The organism is Gilliamella sp. App4-10 (assembly GCF_001690495.1).
Lineage (GTDB): Bacteria > Pseudomonadota > Gammaproteobacteria > Enterobacterales > Orbaceae > Gilliamella > Gilliamella apicola_G.
This window is the reverse complement of the sequence record NZ_LZGS01000002.1, coordinates 1-23638: the sequence shown is the minus strand read 5'-3', so window position 1 is coordinate 23638 and position 23638 is coordinate 1. Positions and strand designations below refer to the sequence as shown.

Sequence of the window (23638 nt, the reverse complement as noted above, 5' to 3'; positions counted from 1 at the left end):
AAAATATTTAAGGAGTTATTTTATGAAGAAAGTGTTTATACTCAGTTTAATTGGATTAAGTTCAATGGCTAACGCCGCAATTCAATGGGATACACAGCAAGGGCAGCTAAAACTATATGGTGATATTGAATTCAATGTTGATGCAGCCAGCAGTAAACAACAACTTAGCTCATTAAAAGCAACAGCAGATAAAAAAAATACCCCTGCTGATAAAGATCGCTGGGATATTAATGGTCGAATATTGATTGGGTTAGATGGCTATCGCGAAATCAATAATAAGAATTTTGCGGGATTTGTAGTGCAACCCTTGGCTGATTTAAGTGGCGATATGAATCTGGATGATGCTGCGTTCTATTTTGGACAAAAACAAGATTGGAGTGTTAAGCTAGGACGCTATGAAGCTTATGACATGTTCCCGCTAGGACAAGATACATTTATTGAATATTCAGGCAATACCGCTAATGATCTTTATGAAGATGGCTTTGGTTACATCTACATGATGAAAGAAGGTCGAGGGCGCAGTAAAAATGGAGGCAGTATTCAATTTAATAAACTTTTTTTTGATAATTTTAATTTTGAATTAAATACTTTGATTAATAATGGCGAAACAATGTTTAATAAATCAACCTATCATGGTTATAACATTGAGAAAAAGAAAAATGTAGTCTATATTCGCCCTGTTTTATTCTGGAAAAATGATAGTTTTTCTACAGCAATTGCAGCTGAAACTAATGTTGTGAAAAACGCTTATGGTTATTACGATAATAATAAAAAGTTCCGAGATCAATCTCAAAGGACAGGTTATGGTGCAACATTCTCTTGGAATAGTGAAAGAGATTGGGAGGTAACCAATAAAGGATTAAAAATAAATACTAGCTTTGCCTATATGAATGCTAAAGACGAAGATGATATGACTATTGGTACTGATATTATCTGGGAAAAAATCGGTTTAGGTTACTATTATGCTAATAATAATATTAAAAAATTTAACCCAGAAAATCGTCTCAAAAACGGGCATATTATCGGTAAAGGCAAATATAAAATTCACACTGTTAATGCTTCCTACTTAATTGATAATGTATTGGATATGGATAATTTTAATATTTATTTAGGCGCTTATTGGTCACTTTTAGATAGAAGTAAATCACATGGGGATAGTACCGATGAGCGTTATGGTGCCCGCGTCAGATTCAAATATTTTTACTAAACAAAATTAAACTTTAACTCTAATTAATAACTGTTAGCGCCAAATTAAACTAACCCTATATAGCTTTGAACAAAACTATTGATATCAGCACAAATATATTAGCTAAATGCCACCTAGATTTAGTTAAAGAATGTATAGAGATAATATTTATAATTAAGCGTTATCATCTTAATATAAATAATGCTGTTTAAATAATTTTGGTTGGATTTGTGAGGAGAAGATTGTTATTGTACGTGATTCTATTCCTCTTCAATTACCAAAATAAACAATTTATAGAGAGTAAGAACTGTATAATATTTTGGTGAGGGTCTGTCATTTATGGAAACAATCATGCTAAATAACTTACTTCCTTCTCCCTGCAATTTCATTAAGATTAGCGCTTAGTAGTTTAATCGTGTCTTTATTTTTTTACTGAAACACAGTATTTTCTGAAAAATTTTTACAAAATAAATTATTTTAAGACAAATAAAAATGCCGTTAGTTTGAGCTAACGGCATTTTACTAAGTAAATAAATGACTTATTAACTATTTCTTCTTCGCTTTGGCATTAGGTAAATCGGTGACTGAGCCTTCATAAATTTCAGAAGCTAAGCCGATCGATTCATGCAATGTTGGGTGAGCATGGATAGTTAATGCAATATCTTCGGCATCACAGCCCATTTCAACAGCTAAGGTGATTTCACCTAGTAATTCACCGCCATTCACGCCAACAACCGCACCACCTAGCAAGCGATTATCTGCTTTATTAAAGATGAGTTTTGTCATCCCTTCTGAACAATCCGAAGCAATAGCGCGCCCTGAAGCAGCCCATGGGAAGATTGATACTTCATAATCAATGCCTTTTTCTTTCGCTTCTTTTTCAGTTAAGCCCACCCACGCCACTTCAGGTTCAGTATAGGCAATAGAAGGAATGGTTTTTGGATCGAAGAAGTGTTTTTTACCAGCAATCACTTCTGCTGCCACATGCCCTTCGTGTACACCTTTATGCGCAAGCATTGGCTGACCCACAATATCACCAATGGCATAAATGTGTGGTACGTTAGTGCGCATCTGTTTATCCACTTCGATAAATCCACGATCAGTAACGTTAACACCTGCTTTTTCTGCACTAATTAACTTACCATTTGGCGTACGACCAATCGCCACTAATACCGCATCATAAGTATAGGTTTCGGTGGAGCCGTCTTTCTTTTCCATGGTGACGTAAATTGCATCATGTTTGGCTTCAACGGTGGTCACTTTGGTTTCTAATCGTAAAGTGAATTTCTTTTGGATCTGCTTAGTAAAGACTTTGATCACATCTTTATCAGCAGCAGGGATCACTTGGTCAAACATTTCAACCACATCGACTTCTGAACCTAACGCATGGTATACAGTCCCCATTTCAAGACCAATAATTCCGCCACCCATTAATAATAATTTTTTAGGAATGGTAGTTAGCGCTAAGGCATCTGTTGAATCCCAAATACGCGGATCATCATGTGGAATAAAAGGTAACTTAATTGGACGAGAACCCGCTGCAATAATCGCATTATCAAAGGTAATTTTAGTGATCCCTTTTGAAGAAGTCACCTCCATAGTATGGCTACCAGTAAACTGAGCTTCACCTTGAATCACATTGACTTTGCGCATTTTTGCCATGCCAGCAAGTCCGTTAGTCAGCTGACTAATGACTTTTTCTTTCCAGCCACGCACTTTGTCTAATTCAAGTCTCGGGGTACCAAAATGGATACCATGTTCAGTTAATGATTTTGCTTCATCCATTACTTTAGCAACATGAAGTAATGCTTTTGATGGAATACAGCCTACATTTAAACAGACACCACCCAGTGTTGAATAACGTTCAACAAGGGTAACATCTAGTCCAAGGTCGGCTGCGCGGAACGCAGCGGAATAACCCGCTGGTCCTGCTCCTAAAACCACAACTTGTGTTTTAACATCTTGACTCATAATTTGATCTCCTTAATTACATCACTAAACGACGTAAGTCGGATAAGACGTTAACAATATGGCTTAAGAAGCGCGCACCATCCGCACCATCAATAACACGATGATCGAATGATAATGATAAAGGCAACATTAAGCGTGGTGTAAACTCTTTGCCATTCCATACTGGTTTCATGCTAGAACGAGATACGCCTAAAATGCCCACTTCTGGCGCATTGACAATTGGTGTAAACGAGGTTGTACCAATACCACCAAGGCTAGAAATAGTGAAACATCCACCTTGCATATCGCTACCAGTCAATTTACCTTCACGCGCTTTTTTAGAAATTGCCGCAAGTTCTCGAGAAAGCTCAACAATGCCTTTTTTATCAACATCTTTAAACACTGGCACAACAAGACCGTTTGGTGTATCAACAGCTACACCAATATTAATGTATTTTTTGATAATTAGCGTTTGAGCATCTTCAGATAATGAGCTATTAAAGCGTGGATACGCGGTTAATGCGCTAGCTACCGCCTTCATGATAAACACTAAAGGTGTGATCTTAAGGTCAAGCTTCTTCTTATCAGCTTCTGCATTTTGTTGCTTACGGAATGCCTCTAAATCAGTAATATCGGTTTCATCAAACTCAGTCACATGTGGAATCATGACCCAGTTACGGTGTAAATTTGCACCTGATACTTTTTGGATTTTAGTTAATGGTAGGCTTTCAACTTCACCAAATTTACTAAAATCAACTTTCGGCCATGGTAATAAACCAGGTAATGCACCACCAGCAGCGCCACTCTCAACTTGTTTAACTGCGTTTTTAACGTAGGCTTGAATGTCTTCACGCAAAATACGGTTTTTAGGACCTGTCGCGGTGACTTTAGCGAGATTTACGCCAAATTCACGCGCTAAACGGCGTACTGATGGTGTTGCGTGCGCATAAGCATCATTTTCAACAAAGTCATTGCCTGATGATACAGGCGCTGATTGTGCGGTAACAGGCGATGATGTTGGCGCTGGTGCGGCTTTTTCAGCAACAGGTGCTGGAGCGACCGGCGCTGTTTGTGTAGCTGGCGCTGCACTAGTTGTGGTTTCAAATTCCATAATTTTGGAACCTGTTTTCACCTTATCGCCCACTTTCACTGTGATACTTTTAACGGTGCCGGCAATGGTTGCGGGTACTTCCATTGAAGCTTTATCACCTTCAACGGTAATTAACGAATCATCAACAGATATAGTATCGCCAACTTTTACTAAAATTTCGGTCACTTCAACTTCATCGCCACCGATATCAGGCACATTGACATCAACAGTTTGGCTCGCTGCAGCAGCAGTTGGTGTCACTTCAACTTTTGGTGCTTCTTGTGCTGAAGCCGCAGGCTCAGCACCACCCTGCTCATCAAAGACCATAATGTCCACACCTGTTTGGACTTTATCGCCAATTTTTACCGAAATAGATTTAACGATACCGGCTTGTGGTGCTGGAATTTCCATTGATGCTTTATCACCTTCGACAGTCATAATTGACTGATCAGCTTCAACTTTGTCACCAACATTAACTAGAATTTCGGTCACTTCGACTTCATCACCGCCAATATCTGGTAATTTAATTTGAATACTCATTATAACAACCTCTTATGCAATTCGTGGATTAAGTTTGTCAGCATTGATTTCGAATTTTTTAATCGCTTCTTCAACAACGCTAACTTCGATATCACCACGTTTAGCAAGTTCACCCAATGCTGCAACAACAACATAAGATGCATCAACTTCAAAGTGATGGCGTAAATTTTCACGGCTATCACTGCGACCAAAGCCGTCAGTACCAAGCACTCGATAACTTTCAGCAGGTACAAATCCACGAATTTGCTCAGCAAAAATTTTCATATAATCAGTTGAAACTACTGCTGGATTGTTATTCATAATTTGTGCAACATAAGGCACTTTTGGTGTTTCACTTGGATGTAGCATATTGTATCGTTCACAATCTTGTCCATCACGAGCAAGTTCAGTAAATGATGTTACACTATAAACTTCGGAACTAATACCATAGTTTTTAGCTAAGATGTCAGCCGCATCACGTACATGACGTAAAATCGAACCAGAACCTAATAACTGAACAGTCGGTTTACCTTTTTGACCTTCAACAGTATCAAGTTTATAAATACCACGACGAATGCCTTCTTCTGCACCTTCTGGCATTGCAGGCTGTGCATAGTTTTCATTGAGTGTTGTAATATAGTAGTAAACGTTTTCTTGTTCGCCATACATACGACGTAAACCATCTTGCATAATAACCGCAACTTCATAAGCATAAGCAGGATCATATGAGATACAGTTAGGTATGGTTAATGATTGAATGTGGCTGTGACCATCTTGATGTTGTAAGCCTTCACCATTTAATGTTGTACGACCTGATGTACCACCGATCATAAATCCGCGTGCTTGTTGATCGCCAGCTGCCCACATTAAATCGCCAATACGTTGGAAACCAAACATAGAATAATAAATGTAGAATGGAATCATTGGGAAATCATTGGTGCTATATGATGTCGCAGCAGCTAACCATGAAGCCGTTGCACCACATTCATTAATCCCTTCTTGTAAAATTTGACCTTTTTCGTCTTCACGATAATAAGCAACTTGCTCTTTATCTTGTGGCGTATATTGTTGCCCATGTGGATTATAAATCCCAATTTGACGGAATAAGCCTTCCATACCAAAAGTACGCGCTTCATCAGCCAAAATAGGTACTAAGCGTGGTGCTAATTCTTTATCCTTAAGCATGATGTTAAGTGCACGGACAAACGCAATTGTGGTTGAAATTTCTTTTGATTGTGCTTCAAGTAATGACGAAAATTCGCTTAATGATGGAATAGAGATCGTACCAGAGAATTTGGTTAATCTTGATGGAACATAGCCATGTAATGCATTACGACGTTCATGAATATATTTGTATTCTGGCGTGTGTTCCTCAAATTTGATATAAGGTAATTTTTCAAGTGCTTCATCTGTTACAGGAATATTGAAGAAATCACGAACATGACGCACACCATCCATATTCATTTTTTTCACTTGGTGAGCAATATTTTTTGCTTCGGCTGCTGCCCCCATACCATAACCTTTAATGGTATGAGCAAGAATAACAGTTGGGCGATCTTTAGTTTCTTTGGCTCGTTGGAATGCAGCAAACATTTTAGCTGGATCTTGACCACCACGGTTTAATCTAAAGATTTCTTCATCAGACATATCTTTAACGAGTTCTGCAGTTTCAGGATATTTACCAAAGAAATGCTCGCGAACATAAGCACCGTCTTTTGATTTTAATGTTTGATAATCGCCATCAAGCGTTTCGTTCATTAGACGAATTAATTTACCTGATTTATCTTTTTGTAGTAATTTATCCCAACGATCACCCCACAGAACTTTAATGACATTCCAACCTGCACCAGCAAATACGCCTTCAAGCTCATTAATAATTTTACCATTACCGGTTACTGGACCATCTAATCGTTGTAAGTTACAGTTGATAACAAATACCAAATTATCTAACTTTTCACGCGTTGCAAGGGTGATTGCACCTTTTGATTCTGGTTCATCCATCTCACCATCGCCTAAGAAAGCATAGACAGTTTGTTCAGAAGTATCTTTTAGACCACGATTTTCTAAATATTTTAAAAAACGAGCTTGATAAATAGCACTAATAGGACCAAGCCCCATTGATACTGTTGGGAATTGCCAAAATTCAGGGAGTAATTTAGGATGAGGATAAGAAGGTAGTCCTTTTCCATGTACCTCTTGACGAAAATTATCAAGTTGCTCTTCGGTTAAACGACCTTCAATAAATGCTCGTGAATAAACGCCCGGTGAAATATGTCCTTGGAAATAAATTAAGTCACCACCATCTTTTTCGTTGCGTGCACGGAAAAAATGATTAAAGCAAACTTCATAAAATGTAGCAGCAGACTGAAACGATGCCATATGACCGCCAAGTTCCAGATCTTTTTTTGAAGCCCTTAGCACCATCATAATTGCATTCCAACGAACAATTGAACGAATGCGTCTTTCTATTTCCCAATCGCCAGGATAAGCAGGTTGTTCTTCTACTGGAATTGTATTGACATAATTACTTGTTGAAGAACCAAAAAGTAGTGGAACACCACCATCTCTTGCTTTATTGACTATTTGTTCAATAATATATTGTGCACGTTCGATACCTTCTTCACGAATAATTGAATCAAGACTTTTGAGCCAATCTTGTGTTTCAACGGGATCGATATCATTCACTTGCATGTCCGACATATAAAAACCTCTTTTTTGTTAAAAAAAATGCAGTATTTGCTATCCTTAGCTATAAATAACTATATAAATTACAACCCTGCATTATGGAGTTTCATTTGCATCAGTCTGCCATTTTCATAAAAAAAGTAAAGCAAACCAAAGCTTAGAAAAGAATGTTAATTCCTATCAAATTAATCAACTATTTCAATGGTAACATTTAAAACAATGTTAGTTGTTTGATAAAAACCAAATTTTACTAATGAATAAATACAAAAAAATAGCTATAATGTCTATACCGAAATCATCTACAAGTTGTCAAATTGTAGTAAAATCTGATATATATTTATAAATTTTTTGTTAATACCAATGACAATAAGCAATATCATGAACATTAATGATGTTATCATCAAAGACCTACACGTTGTTCCCTATATGCAAACTTATCAAGCTATGCATGAGTTTACCCAAAATCGTAATGAACAAACACCTGATGAAATTTGGTTAGTAGAACATCAACCCGTCTTTACCCAAGGTAAAGTGGGTAAAGCTGAACATTTATTAAATCATACGAATATTCCTGTTATTCAAACTGATCGCGGTGGTCAAATTACTTATCATGCTCCCGGACAACAAATCATGTATATCCTAATTGATTTAAGAAGACGCAATATTGGCATTCGTGATATGGTGAGTTTTTTAGAAAATTGTGTCATTCAAACTTTAGCATACTATGGTATTATAGCCTACACAAAAGCAGAGGCTCCAGGTGTATATATTAATCATAAAAAAATATGTTCGCTTGGTTTGCATATAAACCGAGGCTGCACACTACATGGACTGGCATTAAATATTGATATGGATCTTACCCCTTTCAATAACATTAATCCTTGTGGTTACGCTGGATTACAAATGACACAATTAAAAGACTATGTTTTGAACATTGACCGCAACGAAATAAAACAACTATTAACCGATAACTTTATTAATCATCTATCCAAGTATTAAGATACCAATTATGCCAAATAATGAAACAATAATCAGAAGCTCAAAATATCGTGATGCTGACAAAACACGCTTAATCCCAACAATCACATTAGAAGATGTAGCACCACTAAAAAAGCCCGAATGGATGCGAATTAAATTATCTGCTCACTCTGATAATATTGCACATATCAAAAATACCATGCGTAAACATGGATTGCATTCAGTTTGTGAAGAAGCCTCTTGTCCTAATTTAGCTGAATGCTTTAACCATGGTACAGCCACTTTTATGATTTTAGGCGATATTTGTACTCGCCGTTGCCCATTTTGCGATGTTGCACATGGTAGACCATTACCACCAGATCGTGAAGAACCCATAAAACTAGCTAAAACAATTCAAGAGATGAAGTTGCGCTATGTTGTTATTACTTCAGTGGATAGGGACGATTTAAAAGATGGCGGTGCAAGTCATTTTGCCTCTTGTACTCAAGAAATCCGGACATTAAATCCAAATATAAAAATTGAAACACTAACTCCCGACTTTCGTGGCTGTATTGATGAAGCAATTGATGTGTTAAGTGATAATCCTCCCGACGTATTTAATCATAACTTAGAAAACATTCCTCGTTTATATAAACAAATCCGCCCTGGTGCTAACTATGAAGGATCACTCAAATTACTAGCAGCGTTTAAAGAACGACATCCTGAAATTCCAACAAAGTCGGGCTTGATGGTTGGACTAGGTGAAACAAACGAGGAATTAATTAAAGTATTAAAAGATTTACGAAGTAATGGTGTCACTATGTTAACGCTGGGGCAATATTTGCAACCTAGTAAATATCACTTACCAGTTGAACGTTATGTTTCACCACAAGAATTTGAAGAATTGAAGCAAACAGCATTAAATATGGGATTTACTCATGCTGCTTGTGGACCATTTGTGCGTTCATCTTATCATGCTGATTTACAAGCAATGGGCAAAGAGGTGAAGTAATCTTCACCCTATTTTTATTATTCTCTTTAAAAGATAAATCAATTATCCACGACCATAAAACGGCGATTTTCGGTAACGACTTGTAAAAAGATCGGCAAGCTGATTTTTTCGCCTTTTTGTAATTTACCATTAAGATCATAAATTTTAGAACGACCAAAGGCATCTAGAACAACAGTGTTATCATCGTAAAGTGCAGCAATCGTATTCTCATCACCAGCAACTATCCATTGTCTAGACTTTTGGTTAAATAGATTTTTACCTTGACTATATTGCTGTGGTGGCGTAGAGACGTGAAATATTTCTTGCATTAATGTACACATAATATCCGTTTGCGAGGTTGTTTCTGTGATTTGAGCACTGTCTTTATTAGGCCATGACATAATCAATGGTACTTTTAATGATGCACGATTAAAATTGCTACCTGTATTGCGTAATACTATTTTTTTGGCTTCATCAATTTTAATATCATTCGATCCAGTAATAATAATAACCGTATCATTATAAGCATTAGATAATTTTAAATAAGCAATTAATGATTTAATATACTGATCCAATTTTTTAGCTTCAGATTGGAGAGCGGACAGCGAAACTTTTTTGTTTTTATCACTCAACGAATATTGGATAATAGAAAACGAAGGTGTGTGATTATTTAGGTTATTTTGTTCTTTATGCCATTTCATCCAGTTTTCGGTTATCTGTTTATTAGACTGTCTTTTAGGCTCTGGTATTGAAAAATTAGATAACAAAGCCGAACGATATAAAGGTTCTGCAAAGCCATCTGCTGAAAATAGACCTAAATTATAGTGCTGCTTACTAACAACCTCGAGCAATACAGACGGTTTATGCCCAACAAGAATACTATTATAGTAATTAGGATCTAATCCATAAAACAATGAAAAATCATTCAAATACGATTGATTACTTGCACCATAATGATTAGTAAAGGAAATATTATCTTGAGAAAATTCATTTAACCACGGCATATATTTAGTTAACAAATTAGCATTCCATCCTTCAATAGCAATCATTATCACGTTATTTTTTATTGGCTTCTGATCATAAACAATATGTCCTAACGGATACTCAATTGTCATCGCAAAAGGATTTCCTTCTAGAGCAACACGATCGCGATAACCGTTTTCTTTCATAAAGCCATACCGTTCAAGAAAATGGCGAGCAGTTAAAGGATAAGAAAGTGGAAGACTTGAGCGTTGCATGGTAATTGGTCGATAAAAATTAGCATCAGCCCAGCTATGAATCAAATGCGAGGCAACGAAGCAAACAATAAAAAGAATTACTACTGGTTTTGCATAGCATTTGCGTTTACTTAAGCTACGTAGTTTTTTCCAACTCCATAATGAAAATAAAATTTCAATCAATAAAATAAATGGAATGGCAATAAATATCGTACTTAAATAAGAAACTTTTTGCGATGAAAATAATTGCCAAATTGACAAATTAAGATGCATTCTAAAATGCGAAAAAACTTCAATATCAATAATCAGTAATGAAATACCGATTGTTGCAAAAACCGTTGCAATAATCCTTTGCCAGCGAGACGAATGAATAAAAAAACTTAACGGAAAAAGTAAAATTAAATAAGCAATAAAGGTCAAATAACTGAAATGACCAATGGCGCTAATGATTGCATAAAATCGGCCCATAAAAGTACGGGGCCAATCCGCAATGAGTAAATATTGGCTCCCCAATAAAATTACAACAAAAATATTAAACAACGTAAACCAATGACCCCAGCTAACAATTTGTGAGGCACGATCGTCTTTGAAGTAAGTATTTTTGATTTTGAGCATATTAAGTCGTTACTAATGGTGATAATGAAGATTTATAAACATTAAATTATGCTTTAGTTTACCTGATTTTGAAAAATCTTTCTGTAAATTTTTTATTTGTTAGCATAAAGATTTTGGTAATCTGTTGGCGATACATCGGATACTTGTTATAATTTGAAGATGAAATAAGTTAACAAAAAAGACAACAACTTTGGCAATTACACAACTCAATGCACAACAGATCCAACCTGATTTATCTTATATTTCTGCATTCAGACACGAAACTAATGCTTCAACAGCCTTAGTGTCAGAAAAATCAGAACATTTACTCATGTGGCAACCACGTGTTGCTTCCGCTTTGTCACTGTTATGCCCCAAGAAAAGAGTATGTTACAGCCCACGCTTTATGCTGCTTAAAGCTCCTGAAAGTGAGCTTTTTTTTGATTTACTAAGGCAAGCTATTAAACTTGATTTAACTTCAACTCCACTCGGTTATCGTTATTTTTGTAACGAAAGCAAAATTACACTAACCGAAGCGAAAAGCAAGCAAGATAAATTTGCAACTCAAGACAATTGTTTATTTGCCACATCTGTTGATGCTGAAAAACTGTTTGGTTGTGTTAGACAACCTGAAAATGCACCAATTAAATTACAAGCAGGACTGGTTCATCATGCTAATGGTGGCGTTTTAATTTTAGGTCTTCGGTCGCTACTTAGCCAACCGTCGCTATGGACAAAGCTAAAGCAAATGGTAATAACACAAGAATTTGAGTGGGGTTCATCTGACGAATCTCATCCTTTACCCTTATCTATCCCTCCTATGCCACTTGATTTACGTATCATTTTAGTGGGGGATAGATTAAGTTTAGCAGAATTACAAGATTTCGAACCTGAATTTTACTCAACATCTATTTATACTGAATTTGAAAATGAATTACAGGTTAAATCACCCAAACAACTTGAACACTGGATTAACTACTTGAAATTTATTGCCAGTAAACAGCAATTACCTGATATTGATACCTCGGCTTTTGCAAAAATTTACAAAGCAGCAACACGCTATACTGGTGATCAATATTACCTACCCCTGTCTGTTGATTGGGTTAATTCATTATTAGTCAATGCAACTTACTTTATGCAAAATAATGTAATAGATGAATCAGCGATTACAACGGCGATAAAGAAAAAATCATGGCACGAAGATTATTTGCAAGAACGGCTACATGAGGAAATCTTTAGTAATCAAATAATGATTAATACTAAAGATCAAGTCGTTGGGCAAATAAATGGCTTATCGGTAATTGAATATCCTGGAAATCCCAAAGCTATAGGTGAACCGACACGTTTAAGTTGCCTTATTCATTTTGGCGATGGTGAGCTAATTGATATTGAACGCAAAACAGAATTAGCCGGTAATATTCACTCAAAAGGAATGATGATCATGCAAGCCTTTATCATGTCTGAGTTTGCGTTTAATCACCAATTACCTTTTTCGACTTCTTTGGTTTTTGAGCAATCTTATAGTGAAATTGATGGTGACAGTGCTTCGCTTGCCGGACTTTGTGCAATCATTAGCGCTTTATCTCAGCAACCTATTGATCAGCAATTGGCTGTAACTGGTTCTGTGGATCAATTTGGCCATGTCCAAGCAATTGGTGGTGTAAATGAAAAAATTGAAGGCTTTTTTGCTGTTTGTCAGCATCAAGGCTTAACAGGTCAACAAGGAGTGATCATACCAGCCACCAATCAACGCCATCTAAGTTTAAGTGATAAAGTCATTGAAGCCATCGAACAAGAGAAATTTTCAATATGGACAGTGGAACATATTGCAGATGCACTTTATTTGCTCACGGGTATACCTTATAAAGATAAAAGTAGTATCAACCTTTACCAGTTAATTCATGCACGTATGCAGGCAGTATTATTACAAGACAAAAAACAAGATAGTTGGCTAAGTAAATGGCAAAGATATTGCAAAAAGTGACAATAACCAATAAACTTTAGCTCATAATTTCATTAATTAATGGGATAAAACAAAACGTTTTTATCGCTTTTGAATTTTTATAACATAGTTCTAAATAATCTATTCTTTGAATCATGAAAGTAATAACAACAAATAAAAAGGTTTTTTTATGACATTTGAACGTAAATCATCGTACGATAAAGCAGACTTAATTAAATCAGGAAATAATAAACTATTTGGCCATGATGGACCTCCATTACCATCGGATTTAATGTTAATGATGGATCGTATTATCGAAATGAATGAAAACGGTGGTAATTTTGGAAAAGGTTTTGTCGAGGCAGAACTTGATATTAATCCTGATTTATGGTTTTTTAAATGTCATTTTAAAAACGACCCAGTTATGCCTGGCTGCCTAGGACTTGATGCTATGTGGCAATTAGTTGGTTTTTATTTAGGTTGGATTGGCGGTAAGGGTAAAGGACGTGCTTTAGGTGTTGGTGAGGTAAAATTCACCGGACAAGTATTACCAACGAATAAAAAAGTGACCTATAAAATCCATTTCAAACGCGTAATTAATCGTAAATTAATTATGGGGATTGGTGATGGTGAAGTTTTTGTTGATGGTAAACTAATTTATCAAGCATCTGATTTAAAAGTAGGTTTATTCCAAGATACCAACGCTTTTTAATTTAAAGCTATTCTTTTTTCAGCCTTACTTAATATATAAGTAAGGCTACATTTAATTCCTTGTTTTATTAAATAAAGAAAAAATAAACTATTACTGTATAGTTATATAGTTATTTTTTGTTGATAGTTGTTTAAAGTACGAACAACTACTAAATTAATGGTTAACTATTAAACTAAAAATACCATTACAACTTAATGGGATCCAATAATCGATGTATAATGCTATAAATTTTACATCTTTCTTTTATTAATAATGAAATTTTTTAAACGTTTATTTATTTGCATTGTTTTATTTTGTTTATCAAATGCGCTAGCTTATGCTGATTTCAATGGTAAAGTCGTTAAAGTCATTGATGGCGACACGGTAGATATTTTAACCATAAAAAAACGAAAAATTCGTGTCCGTTTGTCGGATATTGATGCTCCAGAAAAAAAACAAGCCTATGGTAATGTATCACGAAAATATTTAGCTTCGCTCATTGCAGGTAAAAATGTTTTTGTTAAAGAAAATAAGAAAGATATCTATAAAAGAACCTTAGGTACTATTTTCTTAAATAAAGTGAATATCAATGCTAAAATGGTCGAAAGTGGTTATGCTTGGGCGTATCGTTATAAAGGTGTAGCTAATAACAAAATCATGGTAAAATTAGAGGCAAGAGCTAAACAAAACAAAAAAGGACTATGGAAAGATAAACATCCAATAGCCCCTTGGGATTTTCGTCATAATAGACGATAAATTTTCTTATAAAATTTTTATCTTTTAGGTAAAGAAGCTTCAATTTGTTTGAGTAAATCTATGGCTTGCTCACAAGCTGAATCTTGGTTTTCTGCCGATAATGAGGAAATTTGTTGTTTACCCATTTCTAAGCTTTGCTTGATTACATCAGTTTGTTGTTTAGTTACTGTATCTTCTGGGATAACTTTAACTAAACTGTCGAGTTTATCAAAATAGGTTTTACATGATTCAGATAAATCAGCTATTGCAACTGGACAAGCGCCCAATAACGCAATAGATAACACTAACTTTTTCATTATTTTTCCTTATATAAAATATGTTTATTCATGATTTCATTAAAAATATCAATCAATTTTATGTAAAAACAGACTTATTATAAAGAATCGAAGGTGGAGAGTCTATCTTATCAGTAACCCTTTACTGATAAGATAATAAGATAGAGTGTAAATTTTAGATAATTGTAACATCAGCAGCTGAAGGACCACGAGGGCTGTCTTGAATAGAGAATTCTACTTGTTGACCTTCACCTAATGTTTTGAATCCATCACCAGAAATTGCAGAGAAATGTACAAATACATCTTTACTGCCATCAGCAGGAGAAATGAAACCAAAACCTTTACTTTCGTTGAACCATTTAACTTGACCAGTTTTCTTAGACATAATAATCTTCCTATAAATAAATTAATCTCAGCCACTGAGGGCCATATTCAAAAACATAAAACCTAGACTACTTATTAACACTAAGAAGAAGATACTGAAGAAAACTAATCCCTAAGACATAGTAAACTACAAACTACATATATCGAAATGTTACAAAATAAATCCGCATGTCATATGCTTATTTCTATTTACTCATAATTAGTTTACTAATGCAAGCAATCTTTTTAAAAATTGTTCATTAGTTTATTAATAGAATCATTTTTAATGCCACTTTAAATATATAACGTTATAATTTTTATAATGTTAATTCTTTGTCATTGCTTGAGATTTTTTTATCGTTGCTTCTACTGCATCTATAACAGCCGATCTAAATCCTTTAGCCTCAAGCTGTTGCACACCTTCAATTGTTGTGCCCGCTGGTGAGCAAACCATATCTTTTAACTCACCAGGATGTTTACCTGTTTCTAATAATAGTTTTGCCGATCCCAAAACTGCTTGCCCAGCAAATTTATAAGCTTGTTTTCTTGATAATCCACCTTTAACTGCTCCATCTGCTAACGCTTCAATAAACATAAACACAAAAGCTGGAGAAGAACCACTTGCACCAATAACTGCATCAATTAAATATTCTGGCACAACTTCAGTTTCACCTATACAATTTAGTAATGTTTTTACAATGTTTAACTCTTCATCGGTAACTTCAGTGTTTGGACTAATTGAACACATTGCTGCATTAACCAATGCCGGTGTATTTGGCATAACACGTATAATTTTTTGCTCATAGCCCACATAATTTGCAATTGTTTTAATGGTAACACCAGCAGCAATTGAAATAACAATAGTATTCTTTTTTAATTCTTTTTGAATATTATTTAATACATCAACAATAACATTGGGTTTAACCGCAATTATAACAATATCTGATTCACGAGCCACATCTTTTGGTGAAAATAAATTATTGATAGAATAAGTTTCATTTAACTTCTCTCCTTTTTCTAGGTGAGTATCATAAACATAAATTTGTGTTCCTGGTACAATATTGCTCACCAAAAGACCTTGCAATATGGCATTACCCATATTACCTAAACCAATTAACCCAATACGTTGTTCCATTTTACCCTCTTCTATAAAAGACTATTTAAAAGATTATAAATGATTTTAGATATAAAACTGAAAATTTTATATCCTAAGAAATTAATTCATTACTTTGATAAAAAATAACAGATTCTATTAACTTTCAGGCATCACTTGCATGCCATATTTTTGTCCAGTCTGCATAAGAGAAAAGATTTGTTTAATTTTACCTTCATTAATTAAATTGCTGACAGCTGGTGTATTGATAAGTACTTCAAATAGTGCTTTACGACCATTTTCAACAGGGACTAGTTTTTGGTTTATAATAGCTTTTAAACTATTAGAGAGTTGCAAGCGAATAAAATCTCGTGAACTATCTTCAAATACATCAATAATACGATTAATTGCCTGAATAGCGGAACTAGTATGCAAAGTGGCAAAAACCAAATGACCCGTTTCAGCAGCAGTTAATGCTGCTTGGATTGAATATTTGTTACGTAATTCGCCTAACAATATAATATCGGGATCCTGCCGTAAAAAACCATCAATTGCATGTCTAAAATTTGCTAATTCTCGTTGCTGAATTAATGATTTATCATTTTGGTAAATATACTCAATCGGATCTTCTAAGGTGATAATATGCTTAGCAACTGTCGAATTTATATATTGAATTAATGATGCCAAAGTGGTCGATTTACCACTTCCTGTTGCCCCCGTGACAAGAATCATTCCTGATTTAATTATAGCAAGCTCTCTAAAAATAGTGGGAGCTTTGATTTGTGATAGGGTTGGAATATAATGATTAATAACACGAAACACAGCTGAAATGCCGCGTTGTTGATAAAAAATATTTACCCTAAATCGCCCTACCTCAGCCAAATAATAAGCAAAATCTATTTGTTTATATTGTTTTAAGGTATCAATTTGTGATTGTTCCAGCAAATTGAATAATTCAATTTCAAGTTCTAATGGTGATAATTTATCTTTAGATAAAAACTGTAATTGCCCATTAACTCGAATGCATGGTGCTTCACCACTTGAAAGATGCAAATCTGACGCATTTTGAGTTACACTAAGAGCCAAAATTGAGTTTAACATTAAACTTCGCCTACTAATAATTACCAATTGGGAATTAACATGAATACAATACATGACAATTTAATTGCTATTAAAAATGAAATTGAAAAAATTGCATCAAAGTGCGAACGAGATCCCAATACAATAGAACTTATTGCAGTCAGTAAAACCAAACCTGTACAACAAATCGCCGAAGCAATAAACGCTGGCCAATTCGCTTTTGGTGAAAACTATGTCCAAGAAGGCATAGAAAAGATTAAATATTTTAAACAAATCATGCCAAATAGGGTACTTTCATGGCATTTTATTGGTCCTTTACAATCCAACAAAAGCAAATTAGTCGCTGAACATTTTGACTGGATACATACCATTGATCGATTTAAAATTGCACAGCGTTTAAATGATCAGCGCCCAGCTGACATGATGAAACTAAATGTCTTAATTCAAGTTAATATTAGTCAAGAAGCCAGTAAATCGGGCGTTGCTCCTGAAGAAGTTACAGATTTAATAAAACAAATTATAGCACTACCCAATCTACATTTACGTGGATTAATGGCCATTCCAGAAATAGAAAATGATTTTGATAAACAACTAAATGTCTTTACCAAAATGCAAAAACTTTTGTACTCTTTACAAGCTGATTATCCATGTATGGACACATTATCCATGGGCATGAGTGGCGACATGCAAGCCGCTATTGTTGCTGGTAGCACTATGGTTCGCATTGGTACAGCAATCTTTGGTGCAAGGCATTATTTGTGATATATTACCTAAATATGTTTATTTTAAGGAGTCTTAAATGACATCGCTTTATTTTCTAGGTAATACTGTCTTAACGGTATGTCTATATGTTTTGATATTGCGTTTATGGATGCAACAAGTACGAGTAAATTTCTATAATCCTTTTACCCAATTTATTGTCCGTATTACTCAACCAATTATTGGTCCATTACGCAAAATTATTCCTTCAATTGGGCGTATTGATACCGCCACATGGTTACTTTTATATCTATTTTCATTAATTAAAATTATTTTCATTTTTTATTATAAAACAACTAATACACCAATTTGGTCTGCTGACTATCTTTTTTTAGCTATTGCCGCAATGGTTCATGCACTTGGACATTTATTATTTTGGTTATTATTATTTCGAGCAATTTTAAGTTGGGTTAGCCGTGGGCCATCAAATGCAGATGAACTACTTGCTCAACTAACCGAACCACTCATTGCACCGATACGACGTATTGTGCCTCCTATTGGTATGATCGATATTTCATTCATGATTTTTGTATTTATTCTGATGTTTTTAAATATGTTTGCTATCGATCTTTTCGGCTATTTGTGGCTGTTACTTTAAAGCGAAAATTAAGCGGGGGAGCAACAGCTCCCTGTTTTAGATAATATGGTTTTCCCAATAAATAACATCTTTCTCATAGACAATCCGGTTTTTAACCGAAATTTTCAGCTTATGCATAAGTTTCTTATTACCTGTAATCAGCGGATGCCAATGTGGCAATTGCCCTGTTTCAGAAAAATAACGATAAGTACAAGTTACAGGTAACCATTCAATGGTAAGAAGATTATCACGTGTCAACTTGATACAATCAGGTTCATAATCAAAGCGATTATAATAATGCTTACACTGACAAGTATTAGAGTCAAGCAAATTACAAGCTACATTGGTGTATAATATTTCTTCGGTATCTTCATCCATTAATTTATTTAAGCAACACTGTCCACAACCATCACAAAGTTGTTCCCACTCATCATCGTTCATTTGATCTAATGTTTTAGATTCCCAAAATGGCTCAATCATACTTTGAAATCATCTTCGTTTAACATTTGTAAAAAAAATCCATCGGCCTTAATTTTTTCTTCTATTTCATTAGCGGTACCGACCACAAATTTTCTTTTGCCATCAAGCAACACTTTCATGACAAAAATAGGAGCCCCAAAAATAGATATTATTTTGTCAGGAATCGTTGAAAAATCATTTTCATTTTCCATATACAAATAGCAGTTCTCTTTTTTGGTACTTCGGTAAATATAACACCACATCATAGAATAAAACCTTTACTCATCAATATTATTTAAGACAATTTTGTAAATAAACACCTGCTCCAAACAAGCCTGGATCTTCATGTGTTATTACATAAACGGGAATTTTTTTGACTAAATATGACATACGACCTTTGTGTTCAAAAGCCTTTCTAAATGGAGAATTTTTAAAAAACTCAATAAAACGCGGTACAATACCACCAGCAATATAAACGCCGCCTTGCGTGTTAAGTGTTAAAGCCAAATTACCACCAAAACGCCCCATAAAAGTACAAAAATAAGTTAAAGTTTGCAAGCAAAGTGGGCAACTTCGTGATAAAGCTTTCTTAACAATCATGTCAGGCGTAATTTCTTCTACTGGTTGATTATTAATTTGTAACAGGGCCTGATAAATATTAACAATACCATTACCTGATAAAAACCGCTCGCTAGAAACACGTCCAAATTTTTTGCGTAGTTGTACTAAAATAAGATCTTCATCATCACTTGTCATCGGAAGCTCGGTATGGCCTCCCTCACCTGGCAAGCTAATCCAACGTTGATTAACTTTTATTAAATGTGACACACCAAGTCCCGTACCAGCGCCAAAAATTGCAATTGGATAATCTAAATTGGGTTCACCACCACCAATTTGAACAAGATCTTGTTTAGGTAATTTAGGAATTGAGGTTGATACTGCAGTAAAATCATTAATCACCTCTAGTTTATCAAGCCCAAGTACCTTAATCAATTCAGACCGTGAAAACGACAAATTATTGTTTGTCATACTAATAACATCTTCGTCATCAACCGGGCAAGCAATGGCAATACAAGCCGTTTTAACGATAACAGATTGGGTATGTAAGTAATCTTTGATTAATGTTAACAATACATCATCTTTTGCGATAAGCACTTTTGTGATCGCCGATAGCTCATTAGTCCCTAAATTATAAAGTGCAAATCGGGCATTGGTTCCACCAATATCGGTGACAAGTGCATATTGATTCATATTATTTCCTTTATAATAAATTAAATTTTTTTTGTTCAAAGAACAAGCTTTACCATCAATGTAATAAAGAATAATTATTAATATTATTAATTAGTGATATTAATTTAATTAGATTATCCTAAGTGATTATTGTCAAGACGAATTTCCGCTAGGCTATATAAGGAATGATCAGATAGAGACTCAAAATTAAGTCAATAAATCTACAACCACTTCTTAAGTTTAAAATAAATATAAGGTGCAACACCCGCTAGCAACATTAATAGTAATGAGAACGGGTAACCATATTCCCATTTTAATTCGGGCATAAATTCAAAGTTCATACCATAAGCAGAAGCAACCACTGTTGGCGGTAAAAACACAACAGATACAACCGAGAAAATCTTAATAATTCGGCTTTGTTCAATATTGATAAAACTAGTTGCTGCTTGCATTAAAAAGTTTACTTTTTGAAATAATGACTCATTATGAGGAACAAGTGACTCGATATCGCGAATAACTTCGCGAGCTTGCTCTAACTGATCTACCGGCATTTTTGCCCGACGAACTAAATAGTTAACCGCACGTTGACTATCCATCAAACAAAGTCGAACTTTCCATGCAGTATCTTCAAGCTCTGCTAACGAAGTAATGGCTTCATCGTAATGTTCTTGTGCTGAACGATCCATAATAATTAAGCTTAACTCTTCAAGTTCACTGTAAATATTTTCAATTTGATCGGCCAACTGCTCAACTTTTACTTCAAATAAATCAAGTAATACTTCATAAGGATTGCCATCACTCATACCTTGATAACGAGATCTCATCCGATACAAACGAAACGCTGGTAAATCACGTTCACGTAGTGTGAATAAACGTCCATTATGTACCGTAAAAGCCACTGTTGAATTACCCGCACGATCTTCCGCATCTTCATAAAAAAAGAATGAGTGAACATGTAACCCTTCATTATCCTCAAAAAAACGAGCTGACGCTTCGATATCGTCTAGTTCAATACTGGTTGCTAAGTTTTGTCCTAAATGTGTTAAAACAAAATCGCGATCGGCTTCTTCTGGTTCAATTAAATCAATCCAGGTCGCATTATTTATATCGCCTTCATTAATCTTCACTAATTGTTTGTTTTTTAATCCAAACGCATTAATCATAAGGCCTCCTATAGGGGAAATTTTTTAGAACATTGCATTAACAAACGGTTGGCATTATACTCGCTATGGCAACAAATTCCTATGTCTAAGCCGAACTTTCTATATCTTTACAAAGTGAGAACAAAATTCCATTATTGGATTAAATTCGCTGATATTACTATAGTCTCATGTTACAATATGTAGCTTAAATACTTATGCAATGTTTAGGAGTTAATAATGGCCAATAGAGGAATAAATAAAGTCATTTTAGTTGGTAATTTAGGTCAAGATCCCGAAGTTCGTTACATGCCCAATGGTAATGCAGTTGCTAATTTGAGTGTTGCAACATCAGAATCATGGAAGGATAAACAAACGGGTGAAACCCGCGATCGTACAGAATGGCATCGTGTGGTTGTATTTGGTAAATTAGCTGAAATTGCTGGTGAATATTTAAAAAAAGGTTCACAAATTTATCTTGAAGGGCAATTACAAACTCGAAAATGGCAAGATCAATCAGGACAAGATCGTTACACTACAGAAGTTGTAATCAACCCAATTGGTGGTACTTTACAAATTTTAGGGACACGTAATGGCAGTGAAGGCATGAATATGGGTTCACAAAATTGGGGACAAAGTACAAATAATTCTTCATCTGCTCCAACTGCTCAATCTCGTCCTTTTACACAAAGTGCACCAACTACAGCAACACAACCGGCAGCTACACCTGAACCGCCTATGGATTTTGATGATGATATTCCATTCTAGAGTTAGCCAGAGAATGATTTTATAAAAGATATTAAAAAGGCTCTTATATTAAGGGCTTTTTCATTTTCAGTTTATTTATGTAAAGGATTAATTGACAAAAATTCGCTTGTTATGTGCCTTGCTAAAGTGTAAATAATTAGGGAATACAATGAATGTTGATTATGGGAAGACGACATTTGTAATGGGTAGTGGAGAGCGATACTGATCCTCGCCAAAATATTAAACAGTGCCCACCTCTATCGTTTTGGTAGTATTGTTGTTCATATTGTTCAAGCGATATCCAGCCGTTGGCTGAATGACAATGAATACGATTATAATAAATTTCAATATATTCAAATAGTGCTTTATTAGCCAACATCCTCGTTTTGTAGTAACAACCATGAATAATATGGGTTTTGAGTGTATGAAAAAAACTTTCAACGACCGCATCATCAAAGCAGTTTCCTCTTCGACTTATACTTTGCCTTAGGCCATATTGTAACAATAGTTGTTTGAAAACAGCACTGCAATATTGGCTACCTTGGTCACTATAAATGAGTACATCTTTAGGAAAGTGACGCTGAAACAAAGTTTGCTTTAATGTATTACAGACTAAATGATGGTCTATGTAAGTAGTTCCTATAATTTACCTTTTGTTTTATTATTTTTCTTTCGATTTGCGCTGAGTGATGTCATTTTTTGGGTAAAGTTAACAACTTCAAAAAATTTTAATTGTTAAAGTATCACATTGCTTAAATCGCTTTTTAAATAAAGACGTTAAGCCGCTACCATATACTCGTTTAGCTAACAGATATTATTGTTATTAAGTAAAGGTATTGATTAAAAAGGTTAACTTTGCGTTAAAATAGTTTATACTCTGTTCGCATTATCGTTTATGCTTAAAACAAGACTATAAATAACGATAAGCGAATAACCTCATTAGCAATCCATGGATTTTAGGGAAAATAGGAAAACAATATGGCGAATGGCTTTAATCGCCTTTTTGGACAATTAGGTAAAGGATTGATTGACGGATTAATGGCGGGTTTAGGCTGCATTAGCCATAACGGCTATACCTTAACCGTTGAGGGGCTGCGCTCGCCGACTTCGGTTTGGCATGTTGACGGTGATGAGTGGTTAAATCAGCCTTGGCGTTATGTGATTACTTCTACTCGTTACGATAAAGCCTTCTCCATTGAGGCGACTCTCAATCAAAAAGCCAGTTTTTCTTTTCATTCAGCTAGCTATCAAACCTTAATGTCAACAATCTCCGCGTTAAGTAACTTCCTATCGGTCAATGATAAACCGTCTTTGTATGAGGCAATAACCGTATTAAGT

Annotated in this window: 22 protein-coding genes and 1 pseudogene; 10 read left to right on the top strand and 13 right to left on the bottom strand. The window is 34.8% G+C overall.

The genetic code is table 11. The features are described from left to right. Window positions 1–22: 22 nt before the first annotated feature. Window positions 23–1207 (top strand): carbohydrate porin, encoded by a 1185-nt coding sequence (locus A9G23_RS00670; RefSeq protein WP_065585790.1) that lies wholly within the window; start codon window positions 23–25, stop codon window positions 1205–1207. Window positions 1208–1732: 525 nt separating this feature from the next. Here the strand turns inward: A9G23_RS00670 and lpdA are convergent. Genes lpdA through aceE form a run of 3 tightly spaced genes read right to left on the bottom strand, consistent with a single transcriptional unit; the run spans window position 1733 to window position 7445 of the window. After that, window positions 1733–3157: a dihydrolipoyl dehydrogenase gene (gene lpdA, locus A9G23_RS00665; RefSeq protein ID WP_065585789.1), complete on the bottom strand. Its 1425-nt coding sequence runs from the start codon at window positions 3155–3157 to the stop codon at window positions 1733–1735. Between the two features lie 16 nt (window positions 3158–3173). Further along, window positions 3174–4766 (bottom strand): pyruvate dehydrogenase complex dihydrolipoyllysine-residue acetyltransferase, encoded by a 1593-nt coding sequence (gene aceF / locus A9G23_RS00660; protein ID WP_081296880.1) that lies wholly within the window; start codon window positions 4764–4766, stop codon window positions 3174–3176. Between the two features lie 12 nt (window positions 4767–4778). After that, window positions 4779–7445, bottom strand: a complete 2667-nt coding sequence (aceE, locus tag A9G23_RS00655) for a pyruvate dehydrogenase (acetyl-transferring), homodimeric type (RefSeq protein WP_065585788.1) — start codon at window positions 7443–7445, stop codon at window positions 4779–4781. A 363-nt stretch (window positions 7446–7808) separates the two neighbouring features. Here aceE and lipB point away from each other — a divergent pair, with 363 nt between their 5' ends. Together lipB and lipA are read left to right on the top strand one after the other, a co-directional pair. Continuing rightward, the gene (gene lipB / locus A9G23_RS00650) at window positions 7809–8429 is read left to right on the top strand and encodes a lipoyl(octanoyl) transferase LipB (RefSeq protein WP_065585787.1); all 621 of its coding nucleotides are present in this window, start codon (window positions 7809–7811) and stop codon (window positions 8427–8429) included. Between the two features lie 10 nt (window positions 8430–8439). After that, on the top strand, window positions 8440–9399 hold the full coding sequence (lipA, locus tag A9G23_RS00645; protein WP_065585786.1) for a lipoyl synthase: 960 nt from the start codon (window positions 8440–8442) through the stop codon (window positions 9397–9399). Window positions 9400–9437: 38 nt separating this feature from the next. Here lipA and A9G23_RS00640 read toward each other — a convergent pair whose 3' ends face one another. Next, the gene (locus A9G23_RS00640; RefSeq protein WP_065585785.1) at window positions 9438–11210 is read right to left on the bottom strand and encodes a DUF3413 domain-containing protein; all 1773 of its coding nucleotides are present in this window, start codon (window positions 11208–11210) and stop codon (window positions 9438–9440) included. Window positions 11211–11547: 337 nt separating this feature from the next. Between A9G23_RS00640 and A9G23_RS00635 the strand changes: the two genes are divergently transcribed. The 3 genes from A9G23_RS00635 (at window position 11548) to A9G23_RS00625 (ending at window position 14578) form a co-directional block, all read left to right on the top strand. Further along, window positions 11548–13173 carry an AAA family ATPase gene (locus A9G23_RS00635; protein WP_065585876.1) on the top strand — a complete coding sequence of 542 codons (1626 nt, stop codon included), beginning with the start codon at window positions 11548–11550 and terminating at the stop codon, window positions 13171–13173. Between the two features lie 148 nt (window positions 13174–13321). Continuing rightward, window positions 13322–13843: a bifunctional 3-hydroxydecanoyl-ACP dehydratase/trans-2-decenoyl-ACP isomerase gene (gene fabA / locus A9G23_RS00630; RefSeq protein WP_065585784.1), complete on the top strand. Its 522-nt coding sequence runs from the start codon at window positions 13322–13324 to the stop codon at window positions 13841–13843. A 252-nt stretch (window positions 13844–14095) separates the two neighbouring features. Next, entirely contained in the window at window positions 14096–14578 is a 483-nt protein-coding gene (locus A9G23_RS00625) for a thermonuclease family protein (protein ID WP_065585783.1), read from the top strand. Between the two features lie 17 nt (window positions 14579–14595). Here the strand turns inward: A9G23_RS00625 and A9G23_RS00620 are convergent, their stop codons facing one another. From A9G23_RS00620 to A9G23_RS00605, 4 genes are all read right to left on the bottom strand, one after another. Further along, window positions 14596–14874: a DUF5339 domain-containing protein gene (locus tag A9G23_RS00620; RefSeq protein ID WP_081296879.1), complete on the bottom strand. Its 279-nt coding sequence runs from the start codon at window positions 14872–14874 to the stop codon at window positions 14596–14598. 154 nt (window positions 14875–15028) lie between these two features. Continuing rightward, window positions 15029–15238, bottom strand: coding sequence for a transcription antiterminator/RNA stability regulator CspE (gene cspE, locus A9G23_RS00615; protein ID WP_065585781.1), 210 nt, complete (start codon window positions 15236–15238; stop codon window positions 15029–15031). A 303-nt stretch (window positions 15239–15541) separates the two neighbouring features. Continuing rightward, window positions 15542–16351, bottom strand: a complete 810-nt coding sequence (proC, locus tag A9G23_RS00610) for a pyrroline-5-carboxylate reductase (protein WP_065585780.1) — start codon at window positions 16349–16351, stop codon at window positions 15542–15544. Between the two features lie 117 nt (window positions 16352–16468). Next, the gene (locus A9G23_RS00605; protein WP_065585779.1) at window positions 16469–17410 is read right to left on the bottom strand and encodes a type IV pilus twitching motility protein PilT; all 942 of its coding nucleotides are present in this window, start codon (window positions 17408–17410) and stop codon (window positions 16469–16471) included. 39 nt (window positions 17411–17449) lie between these two features. Between A9G23_RS00605 and A9G23_RS00600 the strand changes: the two genes are divergently transcribed. Beyond that, a complete protein-coding gene (locus A9G23_RS00600) occupies window positions 17450–18151 on the top strand; it encodes a YggS family pyridoxal phosphate-dependent enzyme (protein WP_065585778.1) in 702 nt (233 codons plus the stop codon). Between the two features lie 37 nt (window positions 18152–18188). After that, window positions 18189–18746 (top strand): YggT family protein, encoded by a 558-nt coding sequence (locus A9G23_RS00595; RefSeq protein ID WP_065585777.1) that lies wholly within the window; start codon window positions 18189–18191, stop codon window positions 18744–18746. A gap of 36 nt (window positions 18747–18782) precedes the next feature. Here the strand turns inward: A9G23_RS00595 and A9G23_RS00590 are convergent, their stop codons facing one another. The 4 genes from A9G23_RS00590 to corA all read right to left on the bottom strand — a co-directional run bounded on the left by A9G23_RS00590 (window position 18783) and on the right by corA (window position 21577). Next, window positions 18783–19205 carry a YcgN family cysteine cluster protein gene (locus A9G23_RS00590; RefSeq protein WP_065585776.1) on the bottom strand — a complete coding sequence of 141 codons (423 nt, stop codon included), beginning with the start codon at window positions 19203–19205 and terminating at the stop codon, window positions 18783–18785. Next, complete coding sequence (locus A9G23_RS00585) at window positions 19202–19450, bottom strand: YcgL domain-containing protein (RefSeq protein ID WP_081296877.1); 249 nt, start codon at window positions 19448–19450, stop codon at window positions 19202–19204. The genes A9G23_RS00590 and A9G23_RS00585 overlap by 4 nt, the downstream gene beginning before the upstream one ends. Window positions 19451–19475: 25 nt before the next feature. Then, window positions 19476–20435 (bottom strand): glucokinase, encoded by a 960-nt coding sequence (locus A9G23_RS00580; protein WP_065585775.1) that lies wholly within the window; start codon window positions 20433–20435, stop codon window positions 19476–19478. 200 nt (window positions 20436–20635) lie between these two features. Beyond that, window positions 20636–21577, bottom strand: a complete 942-nt coding sequence (corA, locus tag A9G23_RS00575; protein WP_065585774.1) for a magnesium/cobalt transporter CorA — start codon at window positions 21575–21577, stop codon at window positions 20636–20638. Between the two features lie 216 nt (window positions 21578–21793). Between corA and A9G23_RS00570 the strand changes: the two genes are divergently transcribed. Next, window positions 21794–22321, top strand: coding sequence for a single-stranded DNA-binding protein (locus tag A9G23_RS00570; RefSeq protein ID WP_065585773.1), 528 nt, complete (start codon window positions 21794–21796; stop codon window positions 22319–22321). A gap of 136 nt (window positions 22322–22457) precedes the next feature. On the opposite strand, the gene A9G23_RS11110 is transcribed toward A9G23_RS00570, so the two are convergent. Then, window positions 22458–22928, bottom strand: a complete 471-nt coding sequence (locus A9G23_RS11110) for a DDE-type integrase/transposase/recombinase (RefSeq protein WP_335339972.1) — start codon at window positions 22926–22928, stop codon at window positions 22458–22460. Window positions 22929–23278: 350 nt separating this feature from the next. Here A9G23_RS11110 and A9G23_RS00565 point away from each other — a divergent pair. Further along, a pseudogene (locus A9G23_RS00565) lies at window positions 23279–23638 on the top strand (hypothetical protein); the annotation flags it as partial.

Excerpts from the sequence above, each read along its gene's own strand:
- A9G23_RS00640 (WP_065585785.1), bottom strand. The coding sequence starts at position 11,210 with ATGCTCAAAATCAAAAATACTTACTTCAAAGACGATCGTGCCTCACAA.
- A9G23_RS00605 (WP_065585779.1), bottom strand. The coding sequence starts at position 17,410 with ATGTTAAACTCAATTTTGGCTCTTAGTGTAACTCAAAATGCGTCAGAT.
- A9G23_RS00570 (WP_065585773.1), top strand. The coding sequence starts at position 21,794 with ATGGCCAATAGAGGAATAAATAAAGTCATTTTAGTTGGTAATTTAGGT.
- A9G23_RS00590 (WP_065585776.1), bottom strand. The coding sequence starts at position 19,205 with ATGATTGAGCCATTTTGGGAATCTAAAACATTAGATCAAATGAACGAT.
- A9G23_RS00620 (WP_081296879.1), bottom strand. The coding sequence starts at position 14,874 with ATGAAAAAGTTAGTGTTATCTATTGCGTTATTGGGCGCTTGTCCAGTT.
- corA (WP_065585774.1), bottom strand. The coding sequence starts at position 21,577 with ATGATTAATGCGTTTGGATTAAAAAACAAACAATTAGTGAAGATTAAT.
- fabA (WP_065585784.1), top strand. The coding sequence starts at position 13,322 with ATGACATTTGAACGTAAATCATCGTACGATAAAGCAGACTTAATTAAA.
- cspE (WP_065585781.1), bottom strand. The coding sequence starts at position 15,238 with ATGTCTAAGAAAACTGGTCAAGTTAAATGGTTCAACGAAAGTAAAGGT.
- A9G23_RS00625 (WP_065585783.1), top strand. The coding sequence starts at position 14,096 with ATGAAATTTTTTAAACGTTTATTTATTTGCATTGTTTTATTTTGTTTA.
- lpdA (WP_065585789.1), bottom strand. The coding sequence starts at position 3,157 with ATGAGTCAAGATGTTAAAACACAAGTTGTGGTTTTAGGAGCAGGACCA.
- A9G23_RS00595 (WP_065585777.1), top strand. The coding sequence starts at position 18,189 with ATGACATCGCTTTATTTTCTAGGTAATACTGTCTTAACGGTATGTCTA.
- aceF (WP_081296880.1), bottom strand. The coding sequence starts at position 4,766 with ATGAGTATTCAAATTAAATTACCAGATATTGGCGGTGATGAAGTCGAA.
- proC (WP_065585780.1), bottom strand. The coding sequence starts at position 16,351 with ATGGAACAACGTATTGGGTTAATTGGTTTAGGTAATATGGGTAATGCC.
- A9G23_RS00585 (WP_081296877.1), bottom strand. The coding sequence starts at position 19,450 with ATGATGTGGTGTTATATTTACCGAAGTACCAAAAAAGAGAACTGCTAT.
- A9G23_RS00600 (WP_065585778.1), top strand. The coding sequence starts at position 17,450 with ATGAATACAATACATGACAATTTAATTGCTATTAAAAATGAAATTGAA.
- lipA (WP_065585786.1), top strand. The coding sequence starts at position 8,440 with ATGCCAAATAATGAAACAATAATCAGAAGCTCAAAATATCGTGATGCT.
- aceE (WP_065585788.1), bottom strand. The coding sequence starts at position 7,445 with ATGTCGGACATGCAAGTGAATGATATCGATCCCGTTGAAACACAAGAT.
- lipB (WP_065585787.1), top strand. The coding sequence starts at position 7,809 with ATGAACATTAATGATGTTATCATCAAAGACCTACACGTTGTTCCCTAT.
- A9G23_RS00580 (WP_065585775.1), bottom strand. The coding sequence starts at position 20,435 with ATGAATCAATATGCACTTGTCACCGATATTGGTGGAACCAATGCCCGA.
- A9G23_RS00670 (WP_065585790.1), top strand. The coding sequence starts at position 23 with ATGAAGAAAGTGTTTATACTCAGTTTAATTGGATTAAGTTCAATGGCT.